The organism is Sciscionella marina DSM 45152 (assembly GCF_000379465.1).
Classification (GTDB): Bacteria; Actinomycetota; Actinomycetes; order Mycobacteriales; family Pseudonocardiaceae; genus Sciscionella; species Sciscionella marina.
In genome coordinates, this window is sequence record NZ_KB905383.1 from 40,365 (window position 1) to 53,993 (window position 13,629).

Below are 13,629 nucleotides of genomic sequence, written 5' to 3' on the forward strand. Positions count from 1 at the left end.
CTACTTACTCCCGCTCGCTGTCGCCGATGTCCGGGCGGCCCGGATCCTCCGGTAGATCCGACGCCCGGCAAGAAGTATCAACGCTACGAACGCCGTGATGGTGATCGCCACGGTCACCATGCCGAACGCGCTCGAAGACACATCCACCCGAGTGGGTTTACCGAGCGGAGTCTGCCCCGGTGTGGTCAGCTTGATGTCCACGTTGAACCGCCCGGAACGCTGCACCTTGACCGGAATGAGCACGGTGCGCGAGTTGTGCGCGGGAATCCGTTTTTCCGTGTATCGCTGGTCATCGCGCAGACCGGGGGACTCGAGGTGGATCCGCACCGTCACGTTGACCGGGAGCGCATTGGACACCGCGACCGGGATCTGGCTGTCCTTGGAGGCGAGCGAGAGCGGCAATCCCGAGGAGCTCACCCGGATCCGTTCGGTGAACGCGCGCAGTCGGTTGGTTCCCTCCCGCGCCGCGGTGCGCGCGGCATCGTCGTTGCCCCGCCAGGCACCGGATGTGGCGCGCAGCAGGCCCTGTTGCAGGCCGGTGATCGCCTCCTCGGGCGCGGTGCTGCCCGCCGAGTCCTTGCTCAGCGCGCCGCGCAGGTCCCGCACCTCGGTGTTGTCCTCGGTGATCTTCGCGGTGACCGAGCGCGGTGTCTCGGCGGCGGCCGCGCTCGGCGGATAATGCAGCGAGCTCGGCGGCTGGTTCGGCTCGGCGCTGAACAGGGTGCTCGGCGGGACCGGATTGGCCGTCCCGTCGGAGAGCACCTCATCGACCATGTCCAGCCAGGCCTTCACATCCTCGGTGCTGGTGTTCCACCGCGCCGGGGGGGCGACGAGCATGCGTTTGGGCGGGTCCGGATCGAACTGATCGCGGTAGACCAGGGCAGCGATCCCGTTCTCGCTGGCCACCGCTGGGGTACTGGCCGGGGTGAGCGCGCCTTCCTCGGCCTTGACCGGCTGCCCGCGCAGTGCCCTGGTGAGCAGCGCGTCGGTGGTGATCGCCTTCGGACGGTCCTGGCCGCTGGATTCGAGCCCGCTCACCGCTTGGATGCCGGTGCCTGTGCCGTTGCCGATATTGGCCGGGGACACGATCGCGGTCTTCTTGTCCATCCCGGCGAGGTCGGACATGGTGCGCGCATCGAGCATCCCGGCGTCGGGCACCGCGATCTCGTCGTGCAGCTGGGCCCCGGACAGGTACTCGTGCAGGACGCTCATGCCGAGCGCCTGCTGCTCCAGATCGACCGCGCCCGCCCTGGCCAGCGCCACCAGATCGGCTTGGGCGTAGGGGAGCGGGACGACACAGCGGCCCTTGGTGACCTCGGCGAGCCCGGACAGCCACTGGCGCGCGGCCTGCGCCCCGGTTCCGGCGACCGTGCCATCGTTGGTGCGCACCTGATACCCGCCGCGCATCCCGGCGACCGCCTGGACCAGTTCCGGATCGACCGCGAAGCAGGTGCTCTGCCGCAGGCTCTGATCCACCAGGATCCGCCGCGCCCCGTCCAGCAGCGCGGACAACCGGCCACCCGGGCGCAGGGCAACGGCGAGCGAATCATCGGCCATGATCGGTTTCCCGCTCGGTGTCCTGCCCAGCTGGCCCGGTGTCCCGGCGAACGGCCACAGCATGGTGAACCCGGAGCTCTTACCGGGGGTGGGGGCGCTCTTGAAGCCGAGGTGCCCCGGCGGGGAACTCACCGGAAGCAGCGTGTTCAGTGAGGCCAGCCGCGCGTCCCCGCCGTAGTCCGGGCGCCCGTTCACGTTGACGGTGAGCGGATAGATCCCCGCGGTCGGCAGCTTCAGGCTGCTGGTGTGCAGATCGACCGAAACCCGGAAGTGGGTCGACTGGCCCGGTTCGAGCTGTTGGCGCGGCAGCTGATGGAAACCGGACTTGTACAGTGCGGTGACCGGCGGCTTGGCCATCGCGGTCATCAGCTGGTGCTCGCTGCTCACCGGATCGGCGACCTGAAGCCGCAGCGCGATATCGCTGACCTTGCGGTCCCCGGTGTTGGTCACGCTCCCGGAGACGACGAGCTTGCCCGAGGTGCCGGTGACCACCCGCGGCTGCATGCTGTCCACCGCGAGATAGAGACGTCCGCCACCGTTCTCGGCGTGCGCGGGGCCGGGGACGAGCACGGAGCACAGCATGACCACGAGCGCGCACACGAACGCCGGTACCGCACGTGCGCTGCGCGCGGGTGACCTGTCGAATCTAGAGGTCACGCAACCTCTTACCTGTCTCACTCACTGTCGAGGCGCTCGATGTCGACACCGAGTTCCTCGGCGGCCTGCCGGACCAGATGGCGCTCGTCAGGGTAGGCGAGCCGCCCGAGCAGCTCCACGATGGGCACCCATGCGACCTCGGTGACCTCCACGTCCTCATCGGAGAGTTCCCCAGAGCACCATTCGAGCAGGAAATGGTGCACCGTCTTGTGGATCCGCCGCCCGTCCGCGATGAACCAGTAGTCGATGCTGCCGAGCGGGCCGAGTACCCGGGCGGTGACCCCGGTCTCCTCCTCGATCTCGCGGATGGCCGTCTGTTCCCGGCTCTCGCCTTCCTCGATGTGCCCCTTCGGCAGAGACCACAGCAGGCGCCCCTTGCGGTCGAGGCGGCCGATCACCACGGCCTGCTCGCGCGCGTGGTCGACGACGAGTCCACCGGCCGAGGTTTCGTCCACCGTGCGCAGTCGTCCGGAGCCGCCTTTACGCTTCGCCCGGCGTCCGCCACGTGATCGGCTGCGGCGAGACGGCGAGGCGGACATAGCTTCGATGGTAATCGCAGATCGCCACATTGCATTGCGATAAGCTATTTCGCCGTGTCAGGACCACGATCAACGTCGCAGCGCGCGCAGCAGAACGCGGTAGCCGAGCTGACCCGGATCTCCGGGGTAGCCGACTCGCTCGCCGCGCGGTTCCACGAGGCCGGCTTCGATCTGTACCTGGTCGGCGGCAGTGTGCGCGACGCCCTGCTCGGCCGGCTCGGGACAGACCTCGACTTCACCACGAACGCCCGCCCCGCGGACATCAAACGGCTGCTCTCCGGCTGGGGGGACGCCGTGTGGGACACCGGGATCGCGTTCGGCACGGTCGGCGCGAGCAAGGAGGGCAAGACCTGTGAGGTGACCACCTTCCGGGCGGACAGCTACGACAAGATCAGCCGCAATCCCGAGGTCACCTTCGGCGACTCGCTCGAAGAAGACCTCGTCCGGCGCGACTTCACCGTCAACGCGATGGCAGTCGATTTGTCGACAAAGAAATTCATCGACCCGCTTGATGGCCTGACCCAGCTGCTCGCCGGTGAACTGGACACACCGGCCACACCGGAGCAGTCCTTCTCCGACGACCCGCTGCGCATGCTGCGGGCCGCCCGGTTCGTCTCCCAGCTGCGCCTGGCCCCGGCGGACCGCGTGGTCACCGCGATGACCGGGATGGCCGAGCAGATCACCCGGATCACCGCCGAGCGCGTGCAGGTGGAGATCTCGAAGCTGCTCTGCGGATCCGCCCCGCGCCCGGCGATCGAGCTGCTGGTGCACACCGGGCTCGCCGAGCACGTGCTGCCCGAAGTGCCCGCGATGCGGCTGGCCATCGACGAGCACCACCAGCACAAGGACGTCTACCAACACTCGCTGACCGTGCTCGAGCAGGCCATCGACCTCGAGGAGAAGGACAGCGAGCCCGATCTGACGCTGCGGCTGGCCGCGCTGCTGCACGACATCGGCAAGCCCAAGACCCGCCGCTTCGAGTCCGGCGGCGGAGTCAGCTTCCACCATCACGAGGTCGTCGGCGCCAAGATGACCCGTACCCGGCTGCGCGCCCTGCGGTACTCGAAGGAGATCGTCTCCGATGTGAGCCAGCTGGTGTTCCTGCATCTGCGGTTCCACGGCTACGGAACCGGGGAGTGGACCGACTCCGCCGTGCGCCGCTACGTCACCGACGCGGGCCACCTGTTGCCGCGGCTGCACAAGCTCGTGCGCGCCGACTGCACCACCCGCAACCGCCGCCGGGCGCTCGCGCTGCAGCGCACCTACGACGACCTCGAGGCCCGGATCGCGCGCATCGGTGAGGAAGAAGACCTCGCCAAGGTCCGGCCCGATCTGGACGGCAACGAGATCATGCGGCTGCTCGGCATCTCCGCGGGGCCGATGGTGGGTAAGGCGTGGAAACACCTCAAGGAGCTCCGCCTCGAATCCGGGCCGCTCGAGCACGAGGACGCGGTCGCCGCACTGCTCGACTGGGCCCGCGAGCAAGGCCTGAACCCACCGTCCTGAACAGGCAAAACGACGGTCGTGCGCGGTTGTGTTGGCTAGAACCAACATTTCCGCGCACAACGGGAACACCAGCGGGCCCGTGCTCGTTGTACCCTGCGGCAGGCACGTCACCGTGTCCCCCGGGCCCACTAGAGAAGAGCCTTCGTGGAATACCGTCCGGCTGGAACCACGTCGTGCCACGCCGCCGAGAGGCGACCGGACGTGCCTGCCCCTGATCAACCGGTTTCCGGATCCCAGGCCTGTCAGTCGATAATGCGATCATGGACGGCGTGCATGTCGAACCCACGGTGGAGCCCGGCACCCTGCTCGTTGCGGCACCGACACTGACCGAGGACAACTTCCGGCGCACCGTCGTCTACGTCATCGATCATCGAGATTCGGGCACCCTCGGCGTCGTGCTCAACCGGCCGAGTGAGATCGCCGTGCACGATGTGCTGCCCAGCTGGGGACCTCACGTCAGCCGCCCGCAGGCAGTGTTCGTCGGCGGACCGGTCGAGCAGAAGACCGCGATCTGTCTCGCCGCGCTGCACACCGGTGAGGATCCCGAGGAAGTGAGCGGAGTCATCGGGGTGCGCGGCCCGGTCGCGCTGGTGGACCTGGACACCGATCCGGACTCGATCGCTCCGCGGACCCGTGGCATGCGGGTGTTCGTCGGCTACGCGGGATGGGACTCCGGCCAGCTCGACCGCGAGATCGAACGCGAGGACTGGATGGTGTTCCCCGCGCTGCCGCACGACGTGATGACCCCGGCGAACGCGGACCTGTGGGGACGGGTACTCCGCCGCCAGGGCATGCCGACCGCGCTACTGGCGACCCATCCGGTGGACACGGCGCGGAACTGAGGGGGCGTCCGTGATCCTCCGCCGTCGCAGGCAGGGGCTCGTCAGCAACGGCGCTGCGCCGTTGAAGCCCGGACGTTGAAAGCCCAGCGGGAGGAGGACAACGCCCACCGTGCCCGCCGGCACTCGAGGCCATGACGCCTAGTTGCCGCTGAGCACCGAGCACCCGTCGGCGCCACCGCCACACAGGCAACCGGCGCACGGGCTCGAGGTGGCCACGGGAACCGAAACCGCCGCGGCCGCGCGGTGCCCGAGCAGTCCGCCTGCCGCCGCGATCGCCAGTGCCCCGACCACGGCGATGACCAGCACCGTCAGCACGGCCCCCACGCTCGGCAGCGCCAGACCGAAGATCCCGCCGACCGCCGCGATCGCTCCGCCGATCAGCCAGGGCATCCCGGCGACCCGGTTGGCCAGGCGGAACGCCTCCTCGCTGCGCTGGGCCTCCGCGGTACGCACCCCGCCGCGGCGCAGCGTGCCGCGCAGTCCGGCGATCCCGGAGACGACGAGGGGACTCGCGAACAGGAGCCCCAGCACGAGAGCGAAAACGCGCAGCCAGATCGGAACGGTCACCCCTCGAGGATAGTTGGCCGGATTTCCGGCTTTCCGCACGTGGGGTAACCTCGAGTGATATGAGCACCATGCGGTTGCTGCTTAGCTAGCCGCATCGGCGAACAGCGACCGCCGATGCGGCCATCCCCTCACGTCCGCCAGTGGACGGAGGGGATTTCTTGTGAGAAGGCGCCGAAGGGATTTGTGATGAGCGAGGACCGTACCGAGGAAGCACCCGCCTACCGGTACACCGCGAGCCTTGCCGGTGAGATCGAAACGCGCTGGCAGGAGAACTGGGAGAGCGAGGGCACCTTCCACGCGCCGAACCCGGAGGGTTCGCTCGCCACGGGTGCGCCCGTTCCCGAGGACAAGCTCTTCGTGCAGGACATGTTCCCCTACCCGTCCGGGGCCGGGCTGCATGTCGGGCACCCGCTCGGGTTCATCGGTACCGATGTGTTCGCCCGCTACCACCGGATGACCGGGCGCAATGTGCTGCACACCATGGGTTTCGACGCCTTCGGCCTGCCCGCTGAGCAATACGCGGCGCAGACCGGTCAGCACCCGCGCACCACCACCGAGAACAACATCGCGACCTATCTGCGCCAGATCCGCAGGCTCGGGCTCGGGCACGATGAGCGCAGGCGGATCTCCACGATCGACCCGGAGTACTACCGCTGGACCCAGTGGATCTTCCTGCAGATCTTCAACTCCTACTACGACACCGAGCAGGACAGGGCCCGCCCGATCAGTGCGCTGATCGAGCAGTTCGAGAGCGGCGAACGGGTCGCCGAGGACGGGCGCGCCTGGAGTGCGCTCTCCGCCGCCGAACGGCGTGCCCTGCTGAATTCCTACCGGCTGGTCTACATCTCCGACGCCCCGGTGAACTGGGCCCCGGGCCTGGGCACCGTGGTGGCCAACGAAGAGGTCACCGCGGATGGGCGCAGCGAGCGCGGCAACTTCCCGGTGTTCCGCAAGAACCTGCGGCAGTGGACGATGCGGATCACCGCCTACGCCGACCGGCTCATCGACGACCTGGCGCTGCTCGACTGGTCCGACCAGGTCAAGACCATGCAGCGGAACTGGATCGGCCGTTCGCACGGTTCCCATGTCCGGTTCGCCGCTGGGGAGCGGACGATCGAGGTGTTCACCACCCGGCCGGACACCATCTTCGGCACCAGCTACCTGGTGCTGGCCCCCGAACACGAGCTGGTCGACGAACTTGTCGCGGACGCATGGCCGGACGGCACCGCTTCGGTATGGACCGGTGGCGCCGCCGATCCGCGTACCGCAGTCGCCGAGTACCGCGCCGCGACCGCGCGCAAGTCCGACCTGGACCGCCAGGAGAACAAGGACAAGACCGGGGTGTTCATCGGCTCCTACGCGCGCAACCCGGTCAACGGGCGACCGCTTCCGGTGTTCGTCGCCGACTACGTGCTCACCGGATACGGCACCGGAGCGGTGATGGGCGTGCCCGGCGAGGACCAGCGTGACTGGGACTTCGCCAGCGCCTTCGGGCTCGAGATCATGCGCACCATCGCACCGCCCGAGGACTTCGAAGGCGAGGCGTACACCGGGGAAGGACCGATGATCAACTCGGCCGATCCCGAGCTGGGCATCGATCTCAACGGCAAGCCGAAGGACGAGGCGATCGCCGAGATCATCGCCTGGCTGGAAACCAACGGGCACGGCAGCGGAACCGTGCAGTACAAGCTGCGCGACTGGCTGTTCGCCCGGCAGCGGTACTGGGGCGAGCCGTTCCCGATCGTCTACGACGAGAACGACCTTCCGGTCGCGCTGCCCGAGGACCAACTGCCGGTCGAGCTGCCCGAGGTCGAGGACTACTCCCCGCGCACCTTCGACCCCGAGGACGCGGACTCCGAGCCCTCGCCGCCGCTTTCCCGCGCCACGGACTGGATGTACGTCACTCTCGACCTCGGTGACGGGCCCAAGCAGTACCGCAGGGACACCAACGTCATGCCCAACTGGGCCGGCTCCTGCTGGTATCACCTGCGCTACACGGACCCGGCGAACGAGCAGGCCTTCTGCGACCCGCGCAACGAGCAATACTGGCTCGGCCCGCGCACGAGCGAGCACGGCGCGAACGATCCCGGCGGGGTGGACCTCTACATCGGCGGGATGGAGCACGCCGTGCTGCACCTGCTCTACGCCCGCTTCTGGCAGAAGGTGCTCTTCGACCTCGGCCACGTCTCGGCACACGAGCCGTACCGCAGGCTGTTCAACCAGGGCTACATCCAGGCCTACGCCTACACCGACAGCCGTGGCCAGTACGTGCCAGCCGACGAGGTCACCGAGTCCGATGGCAAGTTCTTCCACAACGGCGCGGAAGTACGGCGCGAGTACGGCAAGATGGGCAAGAGCCTGAAGAACGTCGTCACCCCGGACGAGATGTGCGCCGACTACGGCGCGGACACCTTCCGCTTCTACGAGATGGCCATGGGCCCGCTCGAAGCCTCCCGGCCGTGGGCGACCAAGGACGTCGTCGGCGCGCACCGGTTCCTACAGCGGCTGTGGCGCAACGTCGTCGACGAGCAGAGCGGCAAGCACCGGGTCAGCGAGCAGCCGGCCACCGAGGAGGACCGCAAGGCACTACACCGCGCGATCGCCGGGGTGCACGAGGACTACGCGAACATGCGGTTCAACACCGCGGGCGCCAAGCTCATCGAGCTCAACAACCACATCACCAAGGTGTACGCCAAGACCGAGGCCACCCCGCGTGAGCTCGTGGAACCACTGGTGCTCATGCTCGCGCCCGTGTGCCCGCACATCGCCGAGGAACTGTGGGCGATCCTCGGCAAGGACGGCTCGCTCGCGCACGGCCCGTTCCCCGCGGCCGATCCCGCCTACCTGGTCGACGAAACCGTGGAATACCCCGTTCAGGTGCGCGGCAAGGTCCGCTCCCGGATCATCGTGCCCAGCGAGGCGGGCGAGGACGAAGTGCGCGCCGCAGCGCTCGCCGACGAGAAGATCGCCGCCTGCCTGGACGGCGAACCACGCAAGGTCATCGTGGTCCCGGGACGCCTCGTGAACGTCGTCCCGTAGCCGTCCTCACCCGATCAGCGGTTGATCCGGACAAACTAGACGAAACCCCTCGTGAGCGATTGTGTTGGTTAGAACCAACACTTTCACTCACGAGGGGTCGTTTTGCCAGCTCAGAGACTTGTGGATTAGCTGTATGCTGCAGCTTTCACAGGTCGAGTTCGATGAGTGCTTCAGGGTCGCAGTCGGCGAGCAGTTCGCGGCAGCGGTCGTATTCGTGGATCTCGTCGATCCGCTGGGCGGCCCTGGCGAGGGCACCGACCGCGCGCAGGAATCCGCGGTTCGGTTCGTGTGACCAGGGCACCGGGCCGAAGCCCTTCCACCCGGAGCCGCGCAACTGGTCGAGTCCACGGTGATAGCCGGTACGCGCATAGGCGTACGCGGCCACCACGTCACCGCGTTCGAGCGCCCCTTCGGCGAGCTGCGCCCAGGCCGCGCTGAAGTCCGGGTACGCGGCCACCACGGCGGCAGGGTCCTCACCGCCGGCAAGGCGCGCCGTCGGCTCCTCGCGCGCGGGGAGCAGGGTCGGGTCCGGTCCGAGCAGGTTGCCGTGTGTCATACCGGCAATCCTGCCCCAACCGGATCACAGCAGAGCCAGCAGCCCGCTGCACACCCCGAGCAGGAGCAGCACGACGACCACAGCGCCGACGAACCGCTTCGACATCATCGGTGTACGCGCCTACTTGGCGACCGCGCGGCCCGCCGACTCGAGGTTCGAGCAGGCGAGCGCGACCCGGTCGGCCATGGCCTGCTCGGCGACCTTGAGGTAGCTGCGCGGGTCGTAGGCCTTCTTGTTGCCGACCTCGCCGTCGATCTTGAGCACCCCGTCGTAGTTGCCGAACATGTGCCCGGCGATCGGCCGGGTGAACGCGTACTGGGTGTCGGTGTCGATGTTCATCTTCACCACGCCGTAGGAGACGGCCTCGGTGATCTCCTCGGGCAGCGAGCCGGAACCACCGTGGAACACCAGGTCGAACGGCTTCGAATCGGCGGCGAGCCCCAGCTTCTCCGAGGCGACCTGCTGGCCGCGCTTGAGCACATCGGGACGCAGCTTCACGTTGCCCGGCTTGTAGACCCCGTGCACGTTTCCGAAGGTCGCGGCGAGCAGGTAGCGGCCGTTCTCCCCGGAACCGAGCGCGTCGATCGTCTTCACGAAGTCGCCCTCGGCGGTGTACAGCTTCTCGTTGATCTCGTTCGCGACGCCGTCCTCTTCACCGCCGACGACGCCGATCTCCACCTCGAGCACGATGTTCGCCGCCGCCGAATCCGCGAGCAGGCCCTTGGCGAGCTCCAGGTTCTCGTCCAGGTCGATCGCCGAACCGTCCCACATGTGCGACTGGAAAAGCGGGTTCTGCCCGGCGCGCACCCGCTCGGCGGACAGCGCGATCAGCGGGCGGACGAACCCGTCCAGCTTGTCCTTAGGGCAGTGGTCGGTGTGCAGCGCGATGTTCACCGGGTACTGCTTCGCGACCACGTGCGCGAACTCGGCGAGCGCGCTGGAGCCGACGACCATGTCCTTGACCTTGGTCCCGGACGCGAATTCCGAGCCGCCCGTGGAGACCTGGATGATCCCATCGCTTTCGGCATCGGCGAACCCGCGCAGCGCTGCGTTCAGTGTCTCCGAGGATGTGACATTGATGGCCGGGAAGGCGAACTGACCGCGCTTCGCCGTATCCAGCATCTCCGCGTAGACCTCGGGGCTTGCGATGGGCATTTCGAACGTCCTCCTCGGGCGGCCGACAGTGTCTTCAAGATGGGTCTTTTGGCCAGATCGTACCCGGAGGCCCAGCGCATCGACCCAGGGTCAAAGTCCACTGGCGAACAGCTACGTGACCGAGATAACGTGTGAGTATGACCATAGCGCGCCTCAATGGCGAGGTACTCGCCGAAAGCTCCGAAACCCTTGTGCTGGACGGGAAGCATTACTTCCCACGCAGGTCCGTCCGGTCCGGCTACTTCCGTCCGATTCGCTCCGACGAGAACGGCGCAAGCCACTATGCCGTGACGATCGACGGCAATACGACCGAGTGCGCCGAGCTCTATGGCAAGGTTCCCGATCCCCGGCTCGCCGACCACGTTCTGTTCAGCGGTCCCGTGGAGATCGAAGACTGAACGTCACAGCGCTGTCAACGCCGGTGCGAGCGCGCGATAGGCGGATCGCGGCTCGCCGTCCCCGGTCAGCACCTGCACGGCGACCTGATCGGCTCCCGCGTCGAGGTGCGCACGCACTCGCCGGGTGATCGCTTCCTCGCCGCCCCAGACGACGAGCGCATCGATGAGCCGGTCGCTGCCCCCTTCGGCGAAGTCCTGTTCACCGAATCCGAACCTGCGGAAGTTCGCCACGTAGTTCTCCAGTCCCAGATACGGCACCACACGTTTGCGCGCGATGGCTCGCGCGGTAGCGGGATCGGTCTCCAGCACCACCTTCTGCTCGGGCGCCAGCAACGGCCCCGCGCCGAGGATCTCGCGCGCTGCCGCCGTGTGTTCCGGCACGACCAGATACGGGTGTGCTCCCGCAGTACGCCGGGCTGCGAGTTCGAGCATGCGCGGGCCGAGCGCGGCCAGTACGAGCTGGGCCGCGGGAATATCGGTGAGCTTGTCCAGGTATTCGCCGATCGCCGTCTTCGGTGTCGAATATCCCTGTCCGGTATTGCGTTCCCGGTGCCCCGCCCCGATACCGAGCAGTAACCGATCCCGGTACGGACTCGCGTGGAAGGCGGAAATCAGTTCGGCTGGCGACTCGGTCCAGATGTTCACGATCCCTGTGGCGAACACGAATTCCTTGGTAGCACCCAGAATCGGCTCGGCAATCCCGAGATCGGCCTGCGCGACGCTCGCCCACAGCGCGCCGTAGCCGAGCTGTTCGAGCTCGGCAGCCAGATCCGGTAGCTCCGCTCCGTACGCGGCGAGCTCCGGCCAGGGCGCGAAAACTCCCACACGTTCGATAGCTGGTGTCATACCGCGCACAACGCCGGCCTGCGGCCCGCTATTTCCCGCGACCATATCCTGGACCCGGTGTAGGTTGGTGGATATGGCGCTTATACCACGCACCGATCTCGACGTATTTCCACTCAACCTCGGGGGAAATGTTTTCGGCTGGACTGCGGACCGGGAGCAGTCCTTCGCGGTACTGGACGCATTCCTGGAAGCGGGCGGCAACTTCATCGACACCGCCGACGTCTATTCCGCGTGGGTGGACGGGCACAGTGGTGGGGAATCCGAAACCGTACTCGGCGAATGGTTCGCGAGCCGGGGAAACCGGGACAAGGTCATCCTCGCGACCAAGGTCGGCATGCTCGAGGGCCGCCACGGACTCGGCAAGGTGAACATCCACGCCGCAGTCGAGGATTCCTTGCGGCGACTGCGAACCGACTACATCGACCTGTACTACGCGCACTGGGACGACGAACAGTCCCCGCAGGAGGAAACCCTTTCCGCGTTCGACGAACTCGTGCGCGCGGGTAAAGTCCGGCACATCGCCGCATCGAATTTCACTCCGGATCGGCTGAATTCCGCACTCGATATTTCTGAACGCGATGGATTGGCCAGGTATGTGGCGCTGCAGCCGCATTACAACATGGTCGAGCGCGTCGATTACGAATCCGGTCTCGCGGACATCGCCGCGGAACGGGAACTCGCCGTATTCCCGTATTTCGCACTCGCCGCTGGATTCCTCACCGGAAAACACCGCAAGGGCGGAACGTCCAGTGCGCAGCGCCGGGTGGAAAGGGTGCGCAAATACGACGACGAGCGCGGCAACAAGGTGCTCGACGCACTCGGCGAGGTCGCCGCGGAACACGGCTGCACGCCGACCGCGATCGCACTCGCCTGGTTGCGCGCTCAGCCGGCGATCCTGGCGCCGATCGCGAGTGCGCGCAACCTCGAGCAGTTACCCGAACTGTTGCGCAGCACCCGGATCACGCTGACCGAGGCCCAGCTCGACCAGTTGACGAAGGCGTCCGCCTAGAGCTCGGTCAACGCGGGTGCGAGCGCCCGGTAGCCCGGCCTCGGGTCGCCGTCCTCGGTGAGCACCTGCACCGAAACATGGTCTGCGCCCGCATCCAGGTGGGCGCGGACCCGCGCGGCGACCGCGTTCTCGTCGCCCCAGCCGACAAGAGCGTCGACCAGCCGGTCACTGCCCCCATCGGCGAAGTCCTCCTCGGCGAACCCGAGCCTGCGCAGGTTCGCCAGATAGTTCTCCAGCCCGAGATACATCGCGATCCCGGAGCGCGCGATCGTGCGTGCCCGTTCCGGATCGGTCTCCAGCACCACCTTCTGTTCGGGAAGCAGCGCCGGACCGGAACCGATCGCCTCACGGGCACTCGCGGTGTACTCCGGATTGATCAGGTAGGGGTGCGGGCCGAGCGTGCGCTCCGCGGCGAGGGCGAGCATGCGCGGCCCCAGCGCGGCCAGCGCCAGCTGCCCGGACGGAATCGCGGTGAGCTCGTCGAGGTAGTTGATCACCGCGGTTCGCGGGGTCGCGTATCCCTGCGCGCTGTTGCTCTCCCGGTGCCCCGCGCCGATACCGAGCAGCAGCCGGTCCCGGTGCGGTGCCTCCTGGTAGGCCTGGACCAGGGTGCTCGCCTGCTCGCTCCAGACGTTGATGATCCCGGTGGCGAACACGAACTTCTTGGTGGCCTCGAGCACTGGGCCGGCGAGCCCGAGTTCGGCCTTGGCCGCGGCGAGCCACAGCGCCCCGTAGCCGAGCTCCTCCAGCTCGGCGGCGAGTTCGCCCAGCTCAGTCCGCTCGTAGCGCTCGAAGTTGAACCAGAACCCGAAGACACCGACCCGGCCGAGGGCCGGACTGTTTGCATTAGTCATGTCCAGGCCAACACCACCGGTTCCGTGCGCATTTCATAACCCGCCAGTAGCTTACTGGCGGTAAGTTCCGCTATGGTTGCCGCATCCGAAGGCAGGAGGGCGTC

General features: G+C 67.5%; 12 protein-coding genes. 5 read left to right on the plus strand and 7 right to left on the minus strand.

The annotated features are described in order from the left end of the window. Both A37U_RS0111310 and A37U_RS43195 read right to left on the minus strand, forming a co-directional pair. Positions 1–2,214, minus strand: a complete 2,214-nt coding sequence (locus A37U_RS0111310) for a DUF6049 family protein (RefSeq protein WP_157182756.1) — start codon at positions 2,212–2,214, stop codon at positions 1–3. A 17-nt stretch (positions 2,215–2,231) separates the two neighbouring features. Further along, positions 2,232–2,753: an NUDIX hydrolase gene (locus A37U_RS43195; RefSeq protein WP_040587354.1), complete on the minus strand. Its 522-nt coding sequence runs from the start codon at positions 2,751–2,753 to the stop codon at positions 2,232–2,234. Between the two features lie 54 nt (positions 2,754–2,807). Here A37U_RS43195 and A37U_RS0111320 point away from each other — a divergent pair, with 54 nt between their 5' ends. Beyond that, positions 2,808–4,259 carry a CCA tRNA nucleotidyltransferase gene (locus A37U_RS0111320; RefSeq protein WP_020496760.1) on the plus strand — a complete coding sequence of 484 codons (1,452 nt, stop codon included), beginning with the start codon at positions 2,808–2,810 and terminating at the stop codon, positions 4,257–4,259. Positions 4,260–4,519: 260 nt separating this feature from the next. Beyond that, positions 4,520–5,101, plus strand: coding sequence for a YqgE/AlgH family protein (locus A37U_RS0111325; RefSeq protein WP_020496761.1), 582 nt, complete (start codon positions 4,520–4,522; stop codon positions 5,099–5,101). Between the two features lie 138 nt (positions 5,102–5,239). On the opposite strand, the gene A37U_RS43200 is transcribed toward A37U_RS0111325, so the two are convergent. Next, positions 5,240–5,668 carry an SdpI family protein gene (locus A37U_RS43200; RefSeq protein ID WP_020496762.1) on the minus strand — a complete coding sequence of 143 codons (429 nt, stop codon included), beginning with the start codon at positions 5,666–5,668 and terminating at the stop codon, positions 5,240–5,242. A gap of 186 nt (positions 5,669–5,854) precedes the next feature. On the opposite strand from A37U_RS43200, the gene leuS reads away from it, so the two are divergent. Beyond that, positions 5,855–8,707: a leucine--tRNA ligase gene (gene leuS, locus A37U_RS0111335; RefSeq protein WP_020496763.1), complete on the plus strand. Its 2,853-nt coding sequence runs from the start codon at positions 5,855–5,857 to the stop codon at positions 8,705–8,707. Between the two features lie 145 nt (positions 8,708–8,852). Here leuS and A37U_RS0111340 read toward each other — a convergent pair whose 3' ends face one another. Then, positions 8,853–9,263 (minus strand): DUF3151 domain-containing protein, encoded by a 411-nt coding sequence (locus tag A37U_RS0111340; protein WP_020496764.1) that lies wholly within the window; start codon positions 9,261–9,263, stop codon positions 8,853–8,855. Between the two features lie 120 nt (positions 9,264–9,383). Then, on the minus strand, positions 9,384–10,418 hold the full coding sequence (gene fbaA, locus A37U_RS0111350; RefSeq protein WP_020496765.1) for a class II fructose-bisphosphate aldolase: 1,035 nt from the start codon (positions 10,416–10,418) through the stop codon (positions 9,384–9,386). A 137-nt stretch (positions 10,419–10,555) separates the two neighbouring features. Between fbaA and A37U_RS43205 the strand changes: the two genes are divergently transcribed. Continuing rightward, on the plus strand, positions 10,556–10,816 hold the full coding sequence (locus A37U_RS43205) for a DUF427 domain-containing protein (RefSeq protein ID WP_020496766.1): 261 nt from the start codon (positions 10,556–10,558) through the stop codon (positions 10,814–10,816). A gap of 3 nt (positions 10,817–10,819) precedes the next feature. On the opposite strand, the gene A37U_RS0111360 is transcribed toward A37U_RS43205, so the two are convergent. After that, positions 10,820–11,662, minus strand: a complete 843-nt coding sequence (locus tag A37U_RS0111360; RefSeq protein ID WP_026197104.1) for a TIGR03620 family F420-dependent LLM class oxidoreductase — start codon at positions 11,660–11,662, stop codon at positions 10,820–10,822. Positions 11,663–11,735: 73 nt separating this feature from the next. Here A37U_RS0111360 and A37U_RS0111365 point away from each other — a divergent pair, with 73 nt between their 5' ends. Beyond that, positions 11,736–12,671, plus strand: coding sequence for an aldo/keto reductase (locus tag A37U_RS0111365; RefSeq protein WP_020496768.1), 936 nt, complete (start codon positions 11,736–11,738; stop codon positions 12,669–12,671). Here A37U_RS0111365 and A37U_RS0111370 read toward each other — a convergent pair. Beyond that, positions 12,668–13,525, minus strand: a complete 858-nt coding sequence (locus tag A37U_RS0111370) for a TIGR03620 family F420-dependent LLM class oxidoreductase (RefSeq protein WP_020496769.1) — start codon at positions 13,523–13,525, stop codon at positions 12,668–12,670. The genes A37U_RS0111365 and A37U_RS0111370 overlap by 4 nt on opposite strands. Positions 13,526–13,629 lie beyond the last annotated feature (104 nt).